Annotated in this window: 3 protein-coding genes; all 3 read right to left on the bottom strand. The window is 43.9% G+C overall.

All coding sequences use genetic code 11. The features are described 5' to 3' along the window. Nucleotides 1-4 precede the first annotated feature (4 nt). Genes S4054249_RS23750 through S4054249_RS23740 form a run of 3 tightly spaced genes read right to left on the bottom strand, consistent with a single transcriptional unit; the run spans nucleotide 5 to nucleotide 24,989 of the window. Entirely contained in the window at nucleotides 5-5,368 is a 5,364-nt protein-coding gene (locus S4054249_RS23750) for a MupA/Atu3671 family FMN-dependent luciferase-like monooxygenase (protein ID WP_046357962.1), read from the bottom strand. Then, complete coding sequence (locus S4054249_RS23745) at nucleotides 5,365-18,510, bottom strand: non-ribosomal peptide synthetase (RefSeq protein WP_069949106.1); 13,146 nt, start codon at nucleotides 18,508-18,510, stop codon at nucleotides 5,365-5,367. The genes S4054249_RS23750 and S4054249_RS23745 overlap by 4 nt, the downstream gene beginning before the upstream one ends. After that, on the bottom strand, nucleotides 18,507-24,989 hold the full coding sequence (locus S4054249_RS23740; protein WP_052960820.1) for a non-ribosomal peptide synthetase: 6,483 nt from the start codon (nucleotides 24,987-24,989) through the stop codon (nucleotides 18,507-18,509). Before S4054249_RS23740 ends, S4054249_RS23745 begins: the two co-directional genes overlap by 4 nt. Between the last annotated feature and the right edge of the window lie 14 nt (nucleotides 24,990-25,003).

The raw sequence follows: 25,003 nt of genomic DNA, 5'->3' as shown, positions 1-25,003 counted from the left end.
CCAATTATGCAATTAAACTTTGTTTGTTTTTACGACGTTTAGGCATCGACTTTCTTCTTGTTTGCGTCTTCTCTTGCTTCACTGATTTCGTGACTTTCTTCTTCGAGTTCATCTTAAGGAGTGAGACTTGCTCAAGAATGGTTTTGTGGCGGAACAACTCAATAATTGTCAGTTCAGCACCAAACTCAGACTTCATTGCCTGCTGTAGATTGACAATATCGAACGACGTCCCACCAAGCTCAAAGAAGCTGACATCTACCGGGCTGTTTTCTCGCTTAAGTACAGTATCCCAGATATGAGCAACCTTTTTCTCATTCTCGCTGACCGCCACTTTATTTGACTTCGATTCAGTTTGCTCATTTACTCTCTTTTTCAACGACACGATGTCTAATTTGCCATTTTGCAGCATTGGGATCTTGTCTAAGAAAAAGATTTCAGATGGCACCATGAACTCTGGGAGCTTTTCTGATAGCTTTTGCTTGATCTCAGAACCTGTGTAATTTTCTACAGCGACTTCATTGACCATCTCATCAGGTTGGAAGCGGCGATTATGTGCATATAGCATATAAACATTAAACTCGTCTTCCTTATCTGTATTAGCTCGAATGAAATCATCTACAAATACTTCAAAACCATGCTTTTCAAGCGTTTTTGTCACAAATGCCAAGTGTTCATCACCATCTACTTCCATTGCGACCTGTTTAATACGAGGCCAGTGAGCGTCATTGATACCTTTAAGCGCTAAGCATTCACTTTTCTCAATATCAATTTTGAGTAAATCAACCTGCTTCAGATTTTGCGAATCAATGACGTTAGAAATCGTGTCTAGACGACATTCAACATCTTGAGACTGATATACTTCTTGTAAATACTTTTCGACATCATTTTTAGAGTCACCTTGAAGCAGTGTTGACCCATCATCTATCACCGATCTCGCAGCTGCTTTTTCACTTTCTATGTTGGCAAATCGACCTGACAGTCCAGACATATTTTGGTAGTAAGTAAATGTTGCCATTTCTGGCTTATCAGAAATACCACAGTTAAAAATACGACCGTGAATATTGCGGTGCTCAAAGTTCTTTTTCAACGCCGAAAACGTTTGTGGAATTGGCTCGAAGGCGAAAAACTGCGCTTGCGGTTGACGTTGTTGTGCCGCCATGGAAAAACTACCAACATTCGCACCAACATCTAACACGATATCACCCGCTTCAATTTCAATGTCGTGTCGGAAATAGATTTCATCTTCAAAGATTTCTTTATACAAACCGCCCAACTGATGATCACTTTGGTGGAAGATTAATGAGCCATCCATAAAGGTATAAGCTTTTGCTTCTTCCTCTTCAGGCAAGTGTGTATAGTCGCCGACCACAAGGTCTGACTTCACAATATATGCAGCAAGGTAAACATCATCGCCTTTATTTTTAACTACAATTTTGCAATCTTTAATACCGCTTAATGCCGCAATGCTTTGCTCTATTTCTTTTTGTTCAATGCGATATCCATTGATTTTTATTTGGTCGTCAATACGGCCTATGTATTCAAAGAAACCATCAGCTGTCATTCTCATTAAGTCGCCGGTACTGTAGAAGGTGCCAGCCCCTAATTGTGCAAAGTCCATATTAGTAAAAGACTCTGCTGTTAATTCAGGTTTATTCCAATACCCTTTTGATACACCGTGACCACCAATATGTAGGTGCCCTGAAACGCCTGTTGGGACTGGTTTTTTATTTTCATCAAGTAATAAAAACTGTGTGTTATTAATAGGCTTACCAATCACAACTCGTCCATCTGTGACATCTTGCCAAGCTGACCACACCGTTGTTTCTGTCGGCCCATACATATTATGGCAGCGACCATTGCTAATACTGGTTAGTTGCTCGATGAGCGCTTTTGGCAGTGGCTCTCCACCCATTAACCAATTCGTCACCTTCAGGTCATAGCTATGTTGCTCATACTGCTTAAGCATAATTTTCATCTGTGATGGCGTCATTTGGACATGACTTACATTATGCTTATGAATAAGTTCTAATTCGCTCATGTAATCAGAGCTTGCTAAGCTATTTTCAAGTGCCCAAGTTGTTTGGTGCTTTTTACGTGCACTTGTCAGTCTTTCTAGGCCTGATAACACTTCCTCAGTATTGACACCAAAGTCTATGAGTGAAGCAACCTCAGTAACCCCTAGATTATGCACTTGTGTTAGCATCTCTTGGCATGATTCAGCTGTACCAAATAATGCACTTGTTTGACTAAGTCGTTCAAACGCTATATCAATGATTTGCGATTTTTGCACTTCCATATCCATGCCCATTTCTTGAGCTAATGGTGCAATAAGATTAACAGAAGAGCCGATATAACCTTTAAATGGGTCCGCAGTTTTAGCAAGCGCGTTATCTTTCGTTTCATCCAAATAAGTATGGATCATCAGCGTCACTTCTTTGTCGTTGACGGTATGACCATGCTTCTCTAGCTCAGCATGATAGACAGCGATATTGTCTTTGAGCTGATTCATTGTTTGGCCCAACATATGCGTCAGAATATTTGCGCCAATCTGACCTGCATAGCGGAATGTTTCCGGGTTACCTGCCGCAGTGATCCAAGTCGGTAAGGTTGCTTGCTTAGGTGTAGGGCGAATTGCTACTTGTTGTTCCTGTCCTAAACCATTCTTTCTCGTGATTGTTTTACCTTGCCATAAATCTTGAAGTTGCGCCTGCTTTTCACGCAGCATCTGGTGTCTATTTTCATAATCAGCACCTTGGAAGACAAAGTCATTTGGGTGCCAACCAGAAGCAAGTGCCAGTCCCACACGACCGTCACTCAGGTGGTCAATCATCGACCACTCTTCGGCTACACGAATCGGATCATGCAGAGGCAACACCACACTACCTGCATGTAATCTAATCTGTTTAGTGATCGTAGACAACGCTGCACAGGTCACTGAAGGACTGGCAAAGGCACCACCAAACTCACCAAAGTGACGCTCAGGTAACCACACTGATTTAAAGCCATTTTGATCTGCATAAGTCGTAGAGCGTAACATTAGGTCATATTTTTCTTGCTCTCTGCTATCTGCTGAGAAAAACATAATACTAAAATCAAGAGGCTTAGTTGTTTTATTGTTTTCAAATTTAATCAAATCTGCTGGGCGGCTTTGCTGTAGAACGACTTTTTTGCCTCGGGATAATGTCCAAATTAGCTCAACGACTGAAATATCAAAACTAATACTGGTTTGAGCTAACCAGGTTTGCTCAGCACCGTCTTCAAACGTTTCATCCAAGCTTACTAATAAATTCTGCAAATTGCCGTGGCTTACTTCGACGCCTTTTGGATGACCAGTGGTACCCGATGTATGAATAATATATGCAGTATCATCACTGTCTACTGAAATCATGGGTAAAGGCAAATCTGAAGGCGCTTTTGGTTTATCTACAAATACGATTGGACATGAGATGTCTAATTCAGAAACCTTCGACTCGAGTACTGCTAAAGATAGAATACAATTCGGCTGAGTATCTTTACAAATATAGCTGATACGTTGTCTTGGATAGCTTGGGTCTAGTGGCACATATGCAGCACCTAAACGGAAACAGGCATACATCGCGCATACCATGTCGATGGTACGAATGAAGTATAAGCCGACTCTGTCACCCTTTTTAACACCGCTACTGATCAGTTCTCGCGCAATAGATTCAATCTTGCGATTAAATTGACCAAATGAGAGTACCTCATCTTGATAAACAATGGCCGCTTTATCTGATGCTTGAGCGGCAAGGTCTGCAACATATTGATATGGACTTTGTAGAGTTGGTAGGCACTTTTTAGTTGTATTTATCTCGCCTATCAACTGTTCTTCATCTTCCGTTAATACACTATGTTCACTCAATAGCAAATCAGGTTGAGTAAGCATACTTGCAAGCATGGTAATAAAATGGTTAGCCATTCTGCTTACTGTTTCGCGCGTAAACAATAAACGGTTGTACTCAAAAATGAGATCGTGTTTATCATCACTGCTGACAATGTTTAAAGACAGATCATATTTTGCTAATTGCTCGTTGTCTTCACCTAAGTCAAATGCGCTATTTTGAAATGCACTTTTTTCCTGACTTGGTGGCACATCTAAATAGTTCACTAATACTTGGAAAAGCGGCGAGTAACTTGCGCTTCTTACTGGATTCACAGCTTCAATAATTTCTACTAGAGGCGTTTGCTGATTCACTGACGCTTCTGTAAGTGTTTCTGAGACCTCTGATACTAACTGTTTAAAAGTATGTTGACCTGTTAACTGCGTACGAATAGGGAGGGTATTGATGAAAAGGCCAATCATTTGCTCAGCATCAGAAAACTCACGGTTGGCAAAAGGTACACCAACCACAATGTCTTTTTGTGCTGTGTAGCGACTCAAAAAGCTATTAAATGCAGCCAGAATCACATTAAACTGACTTACACCCATTTGCTTACTTACTTGAGCTAACTGCCTATTTTGAGCTTCAGGCAAGGTGTGTTGATAACTTTCACCTGCAAATGTCATTTGATTAGGGCGCATATTATCAAACGGTAAATCTAGGGTATCAGGTATCCCAGACAACTTATCTTTCCAGTATGATAACCCACCGTTATGTGTTTGCTCTTCTTGCCATACCAAGTAATCAAGATAAGATGCTTTTGGTTTATCACTATTTGGGGCTTGCTCAGTTAAATAGGTTTCTAGTTGTGACGATAAATGAGCGAGTGAAATCCCATCACAAACCGCGTGATGAATTGCGATGTTAAGTAACACATCCTCATCACCCAGTTGCAAGATCTGCGCTCGAGTAAGCGCAGTCCCATCAAATTTAAATTTTTCTTTTATGTACTCAACACTGTAATTTTCAACGCTGCCGAATTCAGCCTCAATTTGGGCAATTGAAGCTTGGCGCACATCACAAGTCATCGCTTCCACAGAATTGAGTGTCGCCTGCCAGTCATTATCATGATGCGCATAGCCAAGGCGCAGCGCATCATTTTGTTCGAACAATCTGTGCAAGGCTTTGTTCAAAGCCTTGCTGTCGATTTGGTAATTAAACCTGAAACTGAGGGCAAGGTTATTTCCTTCACCCTCTTTGGTTAACTGCTCAGAGAAGAGTAAACTTCTCTGATACTGTGAAACCGGTATTGGCTTACCCATTTGATATTTTCCAGCAATGGAACCAGTACTGTCACTCTGAGTTCGCTGAAGTAAATCAATGATACTTTGCTTATGCTCCTTCAGCTTCTCAAGGACCTCCCCCTTGACGATGCTGTTGGGGTCCTTGAACTTTATTTTGTTATTTTCAACATTTAATTTTACATCATTCACATTTAAATGATGCAAAAGTGATTCTAAAGTATTCATATTTCTCCATCCTCAATGAACGACATTTCGTCCTGTTCGATTGCCGACACTTGGGTTAGTAAATTCAGTTCGTTAATTTTTCTAGCTAACAACTGAACCGTATTATTTTTATATAAATCAGCAACGGTCAGCGTTAAAGCAAACTTTTTATTTATGTAATTGACACATGAAAACAATCTTAATGAACTCAGGCCTAATTCAAAAAAGCTATAGTTCACCGATATTTTCTCTGCTGCTACTTGCAACAGTTCTGACATCATTTCAACCAACTGCTCCTCGATTTCATTTGAAGGAGTAACAATATCTGTGCTGGCTTGACCTAAGTCAGGTAAAGGCAATTTCTTCTTGTCTATTTTTCCATTCGCTGTCAACGGCAACTGTTCCAACACCATGTAAGACGACGGGACCATGTAGCTTGGCAGTATCTTTGACAGATACTCTTCTAACTCTTTGCCCAACGTATCATGCTGTAAAGTACATCCCTCATCTTGCTGGTATTGCTCTTTCAAAATCAGATAGGCCATAAGCCGCTTTATACCAAACTGACATTTTCGATATAACACAACACTTGACTTCACTTTCTCAGAATCTGACAGCTTTTTCTCTATTTCAGCCAGCTCAACGCGGAAACCATTAATACTGACTTGCTCATCTGCACGCCCAACAAACTCAATGTTGCCATCTGGCAGATATCTAACTAGGTCTCCTGTTTTATACAACACCTCGTCATCAATACTGACAAATTGATTATTGATAAACCGCCCTTCATTCAAGTTAGGGTCAAAATAACCTTTCGCCAACCCATCACCACTTACGTAAAGCTCTCCGATTGAACCGTATGGTGCTAGATTACCCCGTTTATCGACAATATATAACTTGGTATTATTGACAGGTTTACCGATTGAAGCAGAGTGCACGCCTAAATCATGTGTTATCTCCATGCTTGTCACAACATGGGTCTCTGTCGGGCCATAACAATTCCATAGTCGGCATTGTGCATGGCTCTGTAAGAATTGATTTATGACTGGAGTCACTATCAATTCTTCACCAGCAGAAAACACTTCTTTTAAATCAGGCAACTGTACTTGTGTTTCATCTACCTGTTCAGCTATAAACTGCAATACAGCAGGTGGAATAAACAATCTTTCAATCTTTTCGCTGAGCAATAGTTCTGGTAATTCATTTAAATTATTTTTTGTCTGTCCACTTATAACAACTAAACAACTCCCGGTATACCAACATGTTGCCAGCTCTTGAATAGACACATCAAACGTATACGGTGTAAATTGCAGTGTTCTCAATCGTGCATTTACACCTTCATTCTGTTCCGTTGAGTATATTAAATTACTGATTGTTCTATGTGTTTGCTTAATTCCCTTAGGCTTACCTGTTGAGCCTGAGGTGTATAAAATATAAGCCAAACTTTCAGCACTTTGTGAACCCAGATCCGGTGCCTCTTTAGAAAACTCGGCCAATTGCGTGTGCACAAATTCATTAGACAAGTTTATGACCTGACAACCATCTGGCAATGCAAATTGCTGACTCTGGTTTAACCCATCTACCACATACCCCAATTGCAACTCATCTAACATATATTGCAATCGTGACTCAGGAAAACTTGGCTCTAGCGGAACATATGCCCCGCCAGATTTTAAAATGCCAAGAATACCAATAATCATTTCGAAACCACGTTCGATGTAAAGCCCTACAGCTGTGTTTTCAACCACTCCTTGTGCTCTTAAATAATGCGCTAACTGGTTTGCTGCACTATTAAGTTCACCATAAGTCATGCGCTTACCTTCAAATGACAGCGCCACGCTGTCAGGAGAACGCTTGGCTTGTAATTCAAACAGTTCGTGGATCAGCTGTTCTGGCGGATTCTCATACGCTGTTGAATTCAGTTGCTCAGTCAACAGATACACTTCATTTTCACTCAGCATGGGTAACTGAGAAAGCGAGTGATGCTGCCCTTGCGCCATATACATCAACAACCTATTTAAGTGGTCACCAAATTGTTCAACATGCGCTTGTGTGAAGATAGTCGTATCATATATCAACGACAGCTCCACGCCCGTATCCACCTCTTGAGCACTGATATCTAAATCAAACTTTGCAACATACGATTCATTGTCCACAGGACTAAATTTAACCCTTGGTAACTCGAGTACTCCCTGCTCCGTTGTATTCATACTAAACAATACTTGGAACAAAGGCGTATGTTGTGTACTACGTACAACATTGCAATGTTCAACCAGCTTCTCAAAAGGCACATCTTGATGCGCTTGTGCTTCTTTATGTACCGACTTCACATGTGAAAAATAGTCAGACAAATTATCGTGTTCAGTATTTGTTCTCAACACCAGAGTATTGGCAAAAAACCCGATAATATTTTCCACTTCGCTTTGCATACGGTTCGCAACTGGTGTGCCAATCACGATATCCGTGCTATTCGAATGCCTTGACATCATTAAAGCAATGGCTGAGTGCAACATCATGAACAATGTCATATTGTGTTCACCTGCTAACGCCTTTAACTTTTTCACCGAGGATTGATCAATCTGTGTTTTGACCAAAGCCCCACGCCTAGTAGTCAACTCTTTACGAGTATAATCTAGCGGAATGCTGTGTACAGCTGGTAAATCTTCCAGTTGCTTTTGCCAATATGATAACTGCTGTTCTAACACCTCTCCCTGTAGCCAGTTTCTTTGCCAGTGGGCATAGTCAGCATATTGAATTGCTAATGGTTCAATGTGCTCACTTTGGCCTTCTATAATACGCTTATAGTTAGTGACAAATTCATTAATTAATAGCCCGATGGACCACCCATCTGAGGCAATGTGATGCATATTAAATGATAAAACGCCTTTGCCTGCATCTACTTTGATATACGCAGCTCTTACCATTAAATCTTGACGTAAGTCGAACGCTGTAAGCCTATCCTCAGAGATTAGCTTTTCAACCTCTGAATGCTTGTGCTGAGCATCAAGCGTAGACACATCATGATGCGTTAGATTAAACCTAAATGTTTGCTTAATTAACTGAATCGTTTCATCTTCAACCACATCGAACGTCGTTCTTAGTGCCTCATGTCGCTCAATTACTTGTGACATAGCACGCTCTGCCGCGCCAATATCAAAATCGCCTTCAACAGCCAATGCAATTGGCATATTGTACTCAGGACTGCCACCTTGCAATTGATCAATGAACCAAATGCGCTGCTGTGCATATGAACTCAAAAGGTGCTCACCTGATTGTCTATCTAATCGGCGAATATAATCTTTTTGCTCCACTTCAGGTGCTAACTCAATCTGTTTGGCTAAGTGAGTCAGACTGTCCGACTCAAAAATATCTTGAATACTGAGCTTTTTGTTAAACTCACCTTCAATCAGGGCTATAAAACGAACCGCTAACAATGAGTGACCACCAAGACTAAAGAAGTTAGACGATACGCTAATACGTTCCTGTGCTAAGTCTAATAGCTCAGACAACACCAATGTAAGCCCTGTCTCAACCTTACCCGTCGGTGCCACATACTCGCCTTGCAATGCCTTTGCATCTGGGCTTGGCAGGGCTTTTTTGTCAATTTTACCATTCGGTGTCAATGGCCAGTCAGCCACCACAATCAAGCTGCTTGGCACCATGTAATTTGGCAATACTGCCTGTAAACTAGTGACCACATGCTGAGTTAATTCACCGTCACTAATAACTTCATTCGTATCCGGTTTAATATACCCGACAAGCTGCTGACTGCCCGCTATCTCTTTGGCCACGACCAAGGCTGAATCAACCCCTGTTTGACTACTTAACTGTGTCTCTATTTCACCCAGCTCTACCCTAAAACCACGGATCTTAACCTGATCATCAATACGCCCTAAGAACGTGAAACTTCCATCTTCTAAATAACGCACCAAGTCACCCGTTTGGTATAATCTCTTTGAACTGACTGGGTTATTTGGGTCATAAAACGGGTTATCCATATAGCGCTCTGCGGTCAGCTCAGGTTTATTGTAATACCCTCTCGACACACCGCGTCCACCAAGGTATAGCTGCCCTACGCTGCCTTTAGGTAATAACTCTAAGTTGTCTCCTAACACAAATGCCTGACTATTTGATAACACCTTGCCTATGGTCATCGGGCTGTTTAATGCTTCAGAAAAGCCCACATAAGTTGAGTACGTTGTGTCTTCTGATGGACCATACAAATTATATACTTGCTGACAAGCCGTCTCAGCGAGCAGACTGTTTACCACCTGCTCTGCCAGTGGCTCACCCGCTAAATTAATGCACTGCACACTCTTTGGAATAGCCTGCTGTGCTAATAAGGCTTTAATTGCCGAAGGCACCGTATTAATCAGTGTCACATCATAAGGGCGTTCAAGCAGCGCCAGTGCATCTTGCACCACCACACAACACCCACCAAAGCTCAGTGGCACAAACAATTCAAATACCGACAAGTCAAAGTTCAATGAGGTACTCGCCAACACTCTCGATAGTACGGTGCTATCAAATTCTGAGTGCGCCCAGTGTAGCATTGCACTGGCATTACCATGCTCTATAGCCACCCCTTTAGGTTTACCCGTCGAGCCTGAGGTATAAATGATATAAGCAAGATGATTAACATTCACGCCCCGCTCAGCAACACACAGATTACTCTCTGCACAGTCGTGCCATGGCCTGACTTCACCATCGAGCAGTAAGACTTCCCCCTCAAAACTGGTTAAACAAGACTGCACCTGACGATGACTCAGTACCACGTCTACGCCGGCATCGTCTAACATGTATTCAAGACGTTCTGTTGGATAATTCGGATCTAGCGGCACATAGGCTCCACCGGCTTTTAATATCGCAAGCACCCCCACAACCATAGACACTGAACGCTCAACACACACACCAACTAGGGTATCTGGACCCACTTGATGATGCGTTACTAAGTACTGAGCCAATTGGTTCGCCTGGCGGTTTAATTCGCCATAACTCAACTCGGTTTGCTCATGTACCACCGCCACCGCATCCGGTTGTGCCGCCACTTGTTGCTCAAACAACTCATGAATACACAAAGTATCTGGGTAGGCCAACGCCGTATCATTCAGTTCATGGACCAAATGCTGTGTCTCTGCCTCGCTGAGCATGCTCAGCGCATGCAATGCAGGTGCTTGTGCTGTATCGATTGACGCCAAAGACGCCAATAGACGACATAAGTGGGCACTCAATTGCTCAATATGGTCTTGCTCAAACAAGCTCACATCATACGTCCAAGTGATCGCACCGCCTTGCTCGTTCATTGACATATCAATGTTCAAGTCGAATTTCGCTTGCACCACCTCACTTTGATATGGCACACATGTGAGATCACCAAAGTTAAACTGGGTTCTATCTAACTGTTCACCTGCGCCATATCCACTGTCTGTGGTCAGCATGATTTGGAACAATGGGCTGTGTGCCTGACTACGCGGGATATTGAGTCTATCAACCACTTGTTCAAATGGCACATCTTGATGTGATTGTGCGCCTAAATGTACCGCTTTGACATGCGCAAGATATGACGCCATATCCGCATGTTTGGTCGAGGTGCGCAGCACTAAGGTATTCACAAAATACCCAATCAATGGCGCCAATTCTGCTTGTAAGCGATTCGCAACTGGGGTACCAATCACAATATCTTCACTGCCACTATGACGAGATAACAACAGCGCCAACGCACTGTGCAGTAACATAAATGGTGTGAGCTGATAAGCCTGTGCCACAGCGTTTAATTGGGCAACCGTGGTGGCATCCAACTCACCGGTGACCACCGCACCTTGGGTCTGCTGGTTTTGACCACGAGGTTTATCCAATGGCACGCTATGCACAACAGGTACATCTTCAAGCTGACTTTCCCAATAGGCTAACTGCTTAGCCAATTGTGCTTCATCAATATGGGTTTGTTGCCAGCTGGCAAAGTCTGCATATTGAATATCCAGTGCTGGAAGTGGGTTGGGCTTGCCTTGACTGTAAGCTTCATACAAGGCCATAAACTCATTCATCATCACTTCCACTGACCAACCATCAGAGGCGATGTGGTGCATATTAAATATCAACACCCCCGCCTTTGCACCAGTGTGGATATAGCTCACACGCACCATCACATCATCGCTTAAATCAAATGGACGCTGCATTTGCGCTACGACATGCGCTTCGATGGCTGATTTTTGTCTCTCACCCGTGAGATCCCTCAAGTCACTTTCAGCCACGGTGAAGGTCACTTCATCCATCGAACGAATGCGCTGATAAGCCTGTCCATTGTCTTCTTCATAGACGGTTCTAAGCACTTCATGACGTGCAATGATGGTGCTAAAGACTTGCGTCATGAGACTGTGGTCAAATTCACCACTGAGGTTAAACGCCACCGGCATGTTGTACTCAGGTGTGCCACCTTGTAACTTGTCAATGAACCATAAACGCTGTTGCGAGTAAGACAGTACCGCTTTACCCTCTTCACGCGGCTCAGCCACGATGGGCGGAAGCTGACTCGCTTGGCCCTGTTCAATCTCCTCAGCCAAACCTTGCAACGTACTTTGCTCAAAAATCGTTTGTACTGAGATGTCTACGTCATATTCCTGTCTGATCTCAGCCACTAAACGTGTGGTTAATAACGAATGTCCGCCAAGGTTAAAGAAGTTTGCAGTAGCACTGACATTATCTACATCGATATCTAATAAATTGCCCCAAATTTGCGCAAGCTTAATCGCTGTTTCGCCATTGGGTGCCACATACTCGCCTTGCAATGCCTTTGCATCTGGGCTTGGCAGGGCTTTTTTGTCAATTTTACCATTCGGTGTCAATGGCCAGTCAGCCACCACAATCAAACTGCTTGGCACCATGTAATTTGGCAATACTGCCTGTAAACTACTGACCACACGCTGAGTTAATTCACCGTCACTGATAACTTCATTCGTATCCGGTTTAATATACCCGACAAGCTGCTGGCTACCCGCTATCTCTTTGGCCACGACCAAGGCTGAATCAACCCCTGTTTGACTACTTACCTGCGTCTCTATTTCACCCAGCTCGACCCTAAAACCCCGGATCTTAACCTGATCATCAATACGCCCTAAGAACGTGAAACTTCCATCTTCTAAATAACGCACCAAGTCACCCGTTTGGTATAATCTCTTTGAACTGACTGGGTTATTTGGGTCATAAAACGGGTTATCCATATAGCGCTCTGCGGTCAGCTCAGGTTTATTGTAATACCCTCTCGACACACCGCGTCCACCAAGGTATAGCTGCCCTACGCTGCCTTTAGGTAATAACTCTAAGTTGTCTCCTAACACAAATGCCTGACTATTTGATAACACCTTGCCTATGGTCATCGGGCTGTTTAATGCTTCAGAAAAGCCCACATAAGTTGAGTACGTTGTGTCTTCTGATGGACCATACAAATTATATACTTGCTGACAAGCCGTCTCAGCGAGCAGACTGTTTACCACCTGCTCTGCCAGTGGCTCACCCGCTAAATTAATGCACTGCACACTCTTTGGAATAGCCTGCTGTGCTAATAAGGCTTTAATTGCCGAAGGCACCGTATTAATCAGTGTCACATCATAAGGGCGTTCAAGCAGCGCCAGTGCATCTTGCACCACCACACAACACCCACCAAAGCTCAGTGGCACAAACAATTCAAATACCGACAAGTCAAAGTTCAATGAGGTACTCGCCAACACTCTCGATAGTACGGTGCTATCAAATTCTGAGTGCGCCCAGTGTAGCATTGCACTGGCATTACCATGCTCTATAGCCACCCCTTTAGGTTTACCCGTCGAGCCTGAGGTATAAATGATATAAGCAAGATGATTAACATTCACGCCCCGCTCAGCAACACACAGATTACTCTCTGCACAGTCGTGCCATGGCCTGACTTCACCATCGAGCAGTAAGACTTCCCCCTCAAAACTGGTTAAACAAGACTGCACCTGACGATGACTCAGTACCACGTCTACGCCGGCATCGTCTAACATGTATTCAAGACGTTCTGTTGGATAATTCGGATCTAGCGGCACATAGGCTCCACCGGCTTTTAATATCGCAAGCACCCCCACAACCATAGACACTGAACGCTCAACACACACACCAACTAGGGTATCTGGACCCACTTGATGATGCGTTACTAAGTACTGAGCCAATTGGTTCGCCTGGCGGTTTAATTCGCCATAACTCAACTCGGTTTGCTCATGTACCACCGCCACCGCATCCGGTTGTGCCGCCACTTGTTGCTCAAACAACTCATGAATACACAAAGTATCTGGGTAGGCCAACGCCGTATCATTCAGTTCATGGACCAAATGCTGTGTCTCTGCCTCGCTGAGCATGCTCAGCGCATGCAATGCAGGTGCTTGTGCTGTATCGATTGACGCCAAAGACGCCAATAGACGACATAAGTGGGCACTCAATTGCTCAATATGGTCTTGCTCAAACAAGCTCACATCATACGTCCAAGTGATCGCACCGCCTTGCTCGTTCATTGACATATCAATGTTCAAGTCGAATTTCGCTTGCACCACCTCACTTTGATATGGCACACATGTGAGATCACCAAAGTTAAACTGGGTTCTATCTAACTGTTCACCTGCGCCATATCCACTGTCTGTGGTCAGCATGATTTGGAACAATGGGCTGTGTGCCTGACTACGCGGGATATTGAGTCTATCAACCACTTGTTCAAATGGCACATCTTGATGTGATTGTGCGCCTAAATGTACCGCTTTGACATGCGCAAGATATGACGCCATATCCGCATGTTTGGTCGAGGTGCGCAGCACTAAGGTATTCACAAAATACCCAATCAATGGCGCCAATTCTGCTTGTAAGCGATTCGCAACTGGGGTACCAATCACAATATCTTCACTGCCACTATGACGAGATAACAACAGCGCCAACGCACTGTGCAGTAACATAAATGGAGTGAGCTGATAGGCCTGTGCCACAGCGTTTAATTGGGCAACCGTGGTGGCATCCAACTCACCGGTGACCACCGCACCTTGGGTCTGCTGGTTTTGACCACGAGGTTTATCCAATGGCACGCTGTGCACAACTGGTACATCTTCAAGCTGACTTTCCCAATAGGCTAACTGCTTAGCCAATTGTGCTTCATCAATATGGGTTTGTTGCCAGCTGGCAAAGTCTGCATATTGAATATCCAGTGCTGGAAGTGGGTTGGGCTTGCCTTGACTGTAAGCTTCATACAAGGCCATAAACTCATTCATCATCACTTCCACTGACCAACCATCAGAGGCGATGTGGTGCATATTAAATATCAACACCCCCGCCTTTGCACCAGTGTGGATATAGCTCACACGCACCATCACATCATCGCTTAAATCAAATGGACGCTGCATTTGCGCTACGACATGCGCTTCGATGGCTGATTTTTGTCTCTCACCCGTGAGATCCCTCAAGTCACTTTCAGCCACAGTGAAGGTCACTTCATCCATCGAACGAATGCGCTGATAAGCCTGTCCATTGTCTTCTTCATAGACGGTTCTAAGCACTTCATGACGTGCAATGATGGTGCTAAAGACTTGCGTCATGAGACTGTGGTCAAATTCACCACTGAGGTTAAACGCCACCGGCATGTTGTACTCAGGTGTGCCACCTTGTAACTTGTCAATGAACCATAAACGCTGTTGCGAGTAAGACAGTACCGCTTTACCCTCTTCACGCGGCTCAGCCACGATGGGCGGAAGCTGACTCGCTTGGCCCTGTTCAATCTCCTCGGCCAAACCTTGCAACGTACTTTGCTCAAAAATCGTTTGTACTGAGATGTCTACGTCATATGCCTGTCTGATCTCAGCCACTAAACGTGTGGTTAATAACGAATGTCCGCCAAGGTTAAAGAAGTTTGCAGTAGCACTGACATTATCTGCATCGATATCTAATAAATTGCCCCAAATTTGCGCAAGCTTAATCGCTGTTTCGCCATTGGGTGCCACATACTCGCCTTGCAATGCCTTTGCATCTGGGCTTGGCAGGGCTTTTTTGTCAATTTTACCATTCGGTGTCAATGGCCAGTCAGCCACCACAATCAAGCAGCTTGGTACCATGTAATTTGGCAATACTGCCTGTAAACTACTGACCACACGCTGAGTTAATTCACCGTCACTGATAACTTCATTCGTATCCGGTTTAATATACCCGACAAGCTGCTGACTGCCAGCCATCTCTTTGGCTACCACCAGCGCAGAGTCTACGCCTGTTTGTTCGCATAATTGTGCTTCAACTTCACCCAGTTCAACCCTAAAACCCCGGATCTTAACCTGATCATCAATACGTCCTAAGAAAGCCAAATTGCCGTCTTCCAAATAACGCACCAAATCGCCTGTTTTATAGAGCTTTTCCGAACTGGCTGAATTACTTGGGTCATAGTAAGGGTTATCAATAAAGCGCTCAGCGGTTAGCTCTGCACGGTTCAAATATCCCTTCGCAAGTCCAACCCCGCCAATGTGTAGTTCACCTGCTACCCCACAAGGCACCACTTCTAATCGCGAATTTAATACATACTGCGTCATATTACCGATTGCTCGACCAATATGAAGCTCTTCATTTGGATCTACACGGCCAACAGTCGCACAAACCGTTGTTTCAGTTGGACCATAAGCGTTGAACATTGGGTATTTAGCTGACCACATAGCCGCCACATCTGGCGCACATGCCTCACCCGCTACCATTAAAGCTTCAAAGGCATAGTTGTCATCAAGCTCCATAATACCCAGTAATGCTGGAGGCAAAGTAGCATGGGTTATTTGATTGTCACATAAAAACTCTTTGAGCGCGTCGGCGGATTGTCTTACCTCTGTAGGACAAATATGTAACTCACACCCTGTAAGCAGGGCCATTACCCATTCCCACACACTCGCATCAAAACCAAATGCAGCGAACTGGATCACTTTACTGTCTGCAGTCACGTTGAACAAGTGTTGTTGTTGGGTATGCATATTTAGCACACCTTGATGCGCCAACTGTACCCCTTTAGGCTTACCTGTCGAGCCCGAGGTATAAATTAAGTAAGCTAGGCTGTCAGCAGTCAACCCTCTCTCAGCCACCAATAAATTGTCACCACTGTAGTCTTGCCATGGCTGACTGACATCATCAAGTAGTAGCACATCGCCCTCAAATTTTGTCAAACACCCTTCAACAGCACTGTCACTGAGCACAACATTAACGCCGGCATCCGAAATAATATATTCAAGCCGTTCGCTAGGATAAGTTGGGTCAAGTGGCACATAAGCCCCACCAGCTTTGAGTACAGCCAAAACGCCCACCATCATTGCCACAGACCTATCGACACATACCCCTATTAGCGTTTCCGGCCCGACTTGATAGTGCGCGACTAAATACCTTGCCAATTGATTCGCTTGGCTGTTTAACTCGCTATAACTTAATTGAGTATCCTTATATACCACTGCAACAGCATTCGGCTGCTTAGCAGCTTGTTGTTCGAATTGTTCATGGATACACAGCGCCTCAGGATAGACACATTCAGACTCTGTCATCAAGCGCGCAAACAATGCGTCATCGCGATCCGACAACATAGATAACTGTTGAATTGTTTTAGCTGTGTCCGTCTGCATCGATGTCACTACATCTTGCATCAATTTGAGCAAGCCTTCATTCAGACATTGAATAGATGCTTTATCAAAGAGTGCACTGTCATATATCCATTCGATCACGCCACCAGCACTGTTCAAACTCACCTTAATTTCTAAATCAAATTTAGCTTGCAATGTCTCAGGCGGCAGCGCTGTAAGCTGCACTTCAGGTAAGGTCAGGGACTGCACATTTTCGTCATTTGCCACACCAAAATCGTTATCCACATTCAAAGCAATCTGAAAGAGCGGTGTGTATGCGCGGCTACGCGGAATATTAAGTCGCTCAACCACCTTGTCAAATGGCGCTTCTTGATTTGCCAACGCCCCCATATTGACGTCGCGCACATGCTGAAAGTAATCCTCTAAACTATCGTGATCAGTGTTCACTTTCAACGCCAAAGTATTCGCAAAAAAGCCAATTAATGACTGCAATTCAGTCTGTTCACGATTTGCGACCGCTGTACCAATAACCACCTCTTCATTATTACTATGACGAGCCAGCAAGAGCGCCACTAGGCCATGCAGTAACATAAATGGGGTAAGCTGTTGCTGCTTAGCCAAATCGGTTAATTGCTGGGCGAGGGTTGAGTTAATCTCTCCAACTTCTAATAAACCATGATATTGCTTCACTTCAGGTCGATTGCCTGTTAAACCTAAACCGTGCTCTACTGGCGCATCATTCAATAGCTGTTCCCAAAACGCCAGCTGTTTTGCATTTATCTCTTTGGTGCTCTCTTGGTTTTGCCAACTAGCATAATCAGCATATTGAATTGGCAAGACTTCGAAAGGAACGTCTTGCCCTTCATAAAACGCTTTGTACAAAGTAAAAAATTCGCGCTTTAGAATCTCTACTGACCAGCCATCACTGGCTATGTGGTGCATGTTGAAAAGCAGCACACCTTGCTCTGGTATACCTGTTTCTGTTTGCGCTGTCGCAAGTTGAATATAACTCGCACGCAGCATCAAATCTTGGGTTAAATCAAATGGTCGGCCCGCATCTTCAGCCATTAGCTTGCGCAGCTCTACCTGTTGCTGCTCAGCATCTAATTGAGACAAATCATAGGTCTTAATTTTTAGCTCAGATTGATGATTAACGCGTTGTTTAGCTTCTCCATTTTCTTCAACATATACGGTACGTAAAACTTCATGTCGTTGAACAATTTGACTCAGTGCACGTTCAACCAGATTAATATCTAAGTTCCCCGAGACTGTCATCGCTTCTGACATATTATATTCAGTGGAGTTGCCCTGTAACTTATCTATAAACCATAATCTTTGTTGAGAGTCAGACAGTTCAGCGTACTGACTATTTGCATCGCGCTTCGAAATTTTATTGGCTTTTGATGTTTTGCTAAATAAGTCTTCTAAAAAGGTTTTCAGCGAATCTTTATTTTGGACTAGTTTTTTCTTTAGTTCGTTGTTTAAGCCTTTGGGTAGCTTTAAGTTTACTTTGCCATTGTCATTAGCGAAAACAACGCCTTCATTTTTTAGTTCTTGAAATAATAGTTCAATACTCATAGTGCAAAATCCTCAAAATCTTCTTCGTTTACGCTTTCAATTGACTCTGTTTTATTTTGAAGCAGCAGCAAACTTTCAATGTACATACCTAAAGACTGAACAGTTAATCTGTCGTAAAAATCTTTTACTTTTATATTTATCTCAAAATCCATATTGATTTTCGAAACCAATTGCGTGATCAAGAGCGAATGCCCTCCAAGTTCAAAGAAACTCGTCGTCACACTTATCTTCTTTTCATCTAATCCCAATAGCGATGACCAAGTGGCGGTCAACTTATGTTCTACTTCACTGGTCGGTGCAACGTAATGCTGCATCTCGGTATGCCCATTAATAGGTGGCAGTGACTTTTTATCTATCTTGCCATTGGGTGTAAGTGGCCATGCGTCTACAACGGACATACCACTTGGTAACATATGCTCTGGCAGCACCGATTTAAGTGACACCGCGATATGCTGTAAAAACTCGTGTAATTCTTGTTTATCTTTGAGACGTTCAAGTTGTGACTCTTTGGGCATCACATACCCAACCACTTGTGGGCTGCCCGCAACGGCTTGTGTCATTACTAATGCAGAGTCCACGCCTTCTAACTTGCATAACTGAGCCTCTATTTCACCAAGCTCGATTCTGTAACCGCGGATTTTCACTTGGTCGTCGATCCGACCTAAAAAGTCGATTTGCCCATCTGGCAAATAGCGCACTAAATCCCCTGTTTTATAAAGCGTCTTTGAGCTAGCTGGATTACGTGCGTCATAATATGGATTTGCAACAAAGCGCTCGGTCGTTAGCGTACCCCGATTAAGATACCCTCTCGCAACACCAGGCCCACCAATACATAGTTCACCTATAGCACCATATGGCGAGAGGCCGTGTTCATGTGTCGCCAAAATATAAGCACTGGCGTAGGATAACGGTTGACCAATATGACTTCGCTCACCAGTCACTTTGGCCATCGTGCTATTTACGGTGCATTCTGTTGGGCCATATACATTAAAAATATCAATGCCCTGCTCTCCCATCTGAGAGAGTTTTTGCCACATTTGAGGTGTAATGGCTTCACCGCCTACGAGTAGATGAGGCAAACAGCCCGCTCCCCACTCTTCTAGCCAAAAATGCAGCACACTGGGTGTACAATCCATCAACTCAATGCAGTGCTGTGTAACATAGGCCTTTAATTGCTCAGTCTGTAACTTAAGCTCGTCAGGTACTATGACCAAGGTACTACCACTAAATAGGAAACATAGCCCTTGCAGAGAAGCATCAAAGACATAATTGGCACACCAACCAAATCGAGTGATAGGGCTAAACCATGTCTGCATTTCGTGTGATAGTGCCAAAATATTGCGATGCTCAACCATAACGCCTTTAGGTTTGCCTGTTGAACCTGAGGTGTAAATTAAATAGGCAAGGCTATCCGCACTTAACCCACGTTCCTTTACGCAAAGGTTTTGTTCAGGATAAGCTCCCCATGGCCGCGCTTCACCATCGAGTAGCAGCACTTCGCCTTCAAAACAAGGTAGGCACGACTGCACCTGGCGATTACTCAGCACCACGGCTATCTTTGCATCATCAAGCATGTATTCAAGACGATCTTTTGGATAATTCGGGTCTAATGGCACGTAAGCACCACCGGCTTTTAATATCGCTAATATGCCCACAACCATTGATACTGATCGTGATACACATATACCAATCAGCGTATCTGGCCCTACTTGATGATGCGCAACCAGATATTGTGCTAACTGATTCGCTTGACGATTAAGCTCGCCATAACTCAGCTCTGTTTGCTCGTGAACCAACGCCACAGCGTCTGGCTGCTCAACTGCTTGTTGTTCAAAACGTTGATGAATACACAAGGTGTCTGGATATGTATAAACTGCGTCATTCAATTCATGGACCAAATGGCGTGTCTCTGCCTCACTGAGCATGTTAAGCTCATGCAGTGCAGGTGTGTGTGCTGTATCCACCTCAGCCATCGCCGACAATAGACGGCATAAATGTGCATTTAATTGCTCGATATGGGTTTGCTCAAATAGGCTGATATCGTATGTCCAATTGATGGCTCCACCTTGCTCATTCAGTGACACCTCAACGTTGAGATCAAACTTAGCTTGCACCACATCACTTTGGTAAGGCTTGCAAGTTAACTCGCCAAAATTAAATTGATTGAAATCAACTTGCTCACCGACACCATAGCCATTATCAACAGTTAACATTATCTGAAAAAGTGGACTGTGCGCTTGGCTACGGGGAATATTTAATCGCTCGACCACTTGCTCAAATGGAACATCTTGATGTGATTGCGCACCTAAATGCACCGCTTTAACATGCGCAAGATAGGATTCCATGTCCGCATGTTTCATCGAAGTACGCAACACTAAAGTATTCACAAAGTACCCGATCAATGGCGCTAATTCGCTCTGCAAACGATTCGCAACAGGAGTGCCTATGACAATGTCGTCACTGCCACTGTGACGAGATAACAGTAGGGCTAACGCACTGTGTAATAACATAAATGGCGTTACTCTGTAAGCCTGAGCCACTGTATTTAATTGCGCAACCGTTGTGGCATCTAGCTCACCGGTGACAACCGCCCCGAGAGGTTGCTTATTATCTCCACGAGGTTTATCCAGAGGTAAACTGTGTACAACGGGTGCATCTTCGAGCTGACTCTCCCAATAGGCCAATTGCTCACCCAACTGCGCCTGTTCAACATGATTTTGTTGCCAAACAGCAAAATCGGCATATTGAATATCCAGCGGTGCCAATGGGTTTGGCTGACCTTGATAATATGCTTCATACAATGCCATGAACTCATTCATCAATACTTCGACAGACCAGCCATCTGAGGCAATATGGTGCATATTAAATATCAACACCCCATTATTTGGGCCGGTGTGGATGTAACTCACACGCACCATCACATCTTGACTTAAGTTAAATGGACGCTGCATCTGTGCGACAACATGCGCTTCAATGGCCTCTTTTTGTGTCTCACACGTGAGATCACTCAAGTCATTTTCAGCAATGGTAAAATCCACATCATCCACTGCTCGAATGTGCTGATATGCCTGTCCATTCTCTTCTTTATAGATGGTTCTGAGTATTTCATGACGGGCGATTATAGTACTAAATACTTGTGTCATCAGTTCGCGGTCAAATTTACCGCTGAGGTTAAATGCCACCGGCATATTGTACTCTGGCGTGCCTTCTTGGAGCTTATCAATGAACCACAAGCGCTGTTGAGAATAAGACAATACCGCCTTACCATCTGCTCTTGTTACGGCCTCAATAGGCGGTAAATTACTCGTTTGACCAGCTTCAATTACCTCAGCTAATCCTTGTAAGGTGGTTTGTTCAAAAATATCTTGTACTGAAATATCAACTGCAAACACTCGCCTAATTTCAGCGACTAAACGCGTAGTTAATAACGAATGCCCTCCCAGATTAAAGAAGTTGGCCGTCGCGCTAACGTGATCAGCCTCGATACCTAGCAGACTTCCCCACAGCTGTGCCAGTTCAATGGCCGTGTCACCCTTTGGTGTTACATATTCGCCAAGCAAGGCATTTGTATCAGGGCTTGGTAACGCTTTTTTATCGATTTTTCCATTTGGCGTTACTGGCCACTCTGCCATGACAATTAAACTACTTGGCACCATGTAACTTGGCAGTACAGCTTGTAACGCATGTTTCACTTTTTCAGTTAATTCACTTTCACTGAGCACTTCATCAGCTTCGCGTTTAATGTACCCAACTAGTTGCTGGCTACCTGCCACCTCTTTCGCAACCACCAGCGCTGAATCCACACCTTGTTGCTCACACAACTGTGCTTCTACTTCGCCAAGTTCAATTCTAAAACCACGGATCTTAACCTGATCATCAATCCGGCCTAAATAAGCCAACTTGCCATCTGGTAAGTAACGTACCAAATCGCCTGTTTTATAGAGCTTTTTAGAGCTCATAGCATTGTGCGGATCATAATAAGGGTTATCCATAAAACGTTCTGCAGTCAGCGCTGCACGCTTTAAATAACCTCTCGCCAAACCCGCTCCGCCGATATGCAATTCACCTACACACCCCATTGGTTGGATCTGACCTAATTCGTTCAGTACCACATGGCTGTAATTACCAAGTGTACCGCCTAAAGTGATGAGCCCACTTTCCACTTGCTGTGCGTCCACCTCTTGGAGCAATGAAAAAATGGTTGCCTCAGTTGGGCCATAACCATTCCATAATTGACGTGTCAATGGCACTAACGCTTGTGCCAGTTGAGGGGATAACGCTTCACCGCAAGTCAATGCCACCAAATCAGGCTGACCTTGCCAACCATCATTCACTAACATGGTCCAAGTCACAGGCGTTGCTTGCATGAAGTTAATCTGGTGCGTTTCAAGTAAAGCTGCCAATTGGCGAGGGTCTTTTGCTTGCGCACTGGATGCGATTACCATTTGGCCGCCGTAAATGAGTGGTCCAAAAAGTTCTAACCCAGCAATATCAAATGCAATTGTCGTAACGGCAAGCAGTTTGTTCGGCCAGCTAAAGGCCCCTGACACTGAATCTGCAACACCCTCAAGCAGATTCACAAATGCACGATGCTCAATCATCACGCCTTTTGGTTTCCCCGTAGAACCCGAAGTAAATATCATGTAGGCCAATGACGAATCGCTGTGACCAGCTCTTGGCATGACATTATCAGTGGAGGCACCTGCAACCACTCCCGCTAATTCATCGCTCACATGGAGTGCCATTCCTGATACTGGCAGCTTAGAGAGAAGGCTCGAATGTGTCACTAAATGTGCTAAATCTGTATCTTCAAAAATGTGTTTTAATCGTGTTGAAGGGTACTCTGGATCAAGGGGGATGTAAGTTGCACCCGCTTTTAAAATTGCCAAGACACTGACAACCATGTCTATTGAGCGCGGTAGGCATACGCCAACCGATTGCTCAACTTGCACACCTTGAGCAATGAGATAATGTGCTAGTTGGTTGGCACGTGTATTCAATTGAGCATATGTTAACTGCTCGCCGGCATACTCTAGGGCAATGGCTTCCGGGCGCTTGGCTACTTGCTGTTCAAATAATTCGTGAATACAAACACCTTGCTGATATGCATCCTCACCATGCTCCATTGCTGCAATGAGCTTCGCTTGTTCAGTATCCGTCAAAACAGACAATGTTGATAGCGAACGCTCAATATTATCCTGCTGACAAAAACATTCTAGCAAGTGCTGAAATCTATCAGCCAATGACTGAATCTCGTCGCTCGAGAAATAAGCATGGTTGTAATCGAGCTGTATTTCGATGTCTTCATCATCACCATCCCAAATGGTGACCGTCAGTGGTGTCGTATCGAACCCTGATGTGTGATAAATCACACTGGCATTATTGTCTGCAAATTTTAATGCCCCATAGTCAAGCTTAAGGTAATTAAAGGTCACATCAGATAAAGCACTCGTATTGTGCTGATTGTTCGCACGACTTAATACCGAGGTCAGATCGCCTACTGGAAATCTTTGATGCCTGAAACTTGCTTTTTGTAGCTGGGTAATTTGTTGTGCAAGTTGCTTAAAGTTGCCCTCACTCAACACCTCAATATTTAATGTACTTACACTCGTAAATACACCTACTTTACTCTTTTGTTTATGATTTTTTCGGTTATGTGCCGGAATACCAAACGCAACTGTACTCGCGCTACTGACCGCTGAAAAATAATATGCCAATACAGCTAAGAAATACTGCGGTACACCCACGCCCATACCTGCCGCAGCCTCTGTACACGCGGCAAATACGTCGCGACTCATATAGTGGCGATAGCGCGTACTCGGAATATATTTCACATCATGATATTGATTTTGAGAGTGAGGCATTAATAGTTTTTCAGCCGAATTTTTTAAGTGCTCACACCAAAATGCCTTATCTGACTCATAACGTTTTGATTGTTGGTATTGCTGATCACTGTCAGACATGGCTTGATAACTCAGGCCCTCTTGATCAATGCTACCTTCTTGCGTGCCTTGGTTGTAATATTCGGCCAGTTTATAGGACCAATTAGAGAATCCCCATCCATCCATCGCTAGGTGGTGACTGATCCCCACGTACCAATAATCTTGTGTCGTCAGTTTCAACAAATACCCAAAACACAACTGGCTATCAATATATTCCGTTTTTGTTTGAAAGCGTGTATCTAACCAAGTGAGCGCTGCTTGCTCTGGATTTTTCTCACCCGTAAAATCATACACGGGTAAATCCCAAAGCCTGTCATCTGACACATATTGACTGACCGACTCTGTCTCTTGAACAATGCGAATACCAAAAACATCATGCGACAAAACCAGTTGCTTATGTGCAGCCTGCATTCTTTCGATATCAATATCACGACACTTGATATAGCCGCCAATATTATAAAGCGGGCTATCTAAATAATGCATTTGATCAAAGAATATATCCCTTTGAGTCAACGTTAGTGGAAATGTATTATTCATGTTTTCCCCTTAAC

Origin of the sequence: Pseudoalteromonas luteoviolacea (genome assembly GCF_001750165.1) — a bacterium.
Lineage (GTDB): Bacteria > Pseudomonadota > Gammaproteobacteria > Enterobacterales > Alteromonadaceae > Pseudoalteromonas > Pseudoalteromonas luteoviolacea_G.
Note: the sequence above shows the minus strand (reverse complement) of the source record. Positions and strands in the feature narration are given on the sequence as shown.

Bases quoted from the DNA above. Each gene is read 5' to 3' on its own strand.
- S4054249_RS23750 (WP_046357962.1), bottom strand. From the start codon at position 5,368: ATGAATACTTTAGAATCACTTTTGCATCATTTAAATGTGAATGATGTA.
- S4054249_RS23745 (WP_069949106.1), bottom strand. From the start codon at position 18,510: ATGAGTATTGAACTATTATTTCAAGAACTAAAAAATGAAGGCGTTGTT.
- S4054249_RS23740 (WP_052960820.1), bottom strand. From the start codon at position 24,989: ATGAATAATACATTTCCACTAACGTTGACTCAAAGGGATATATTCTTT.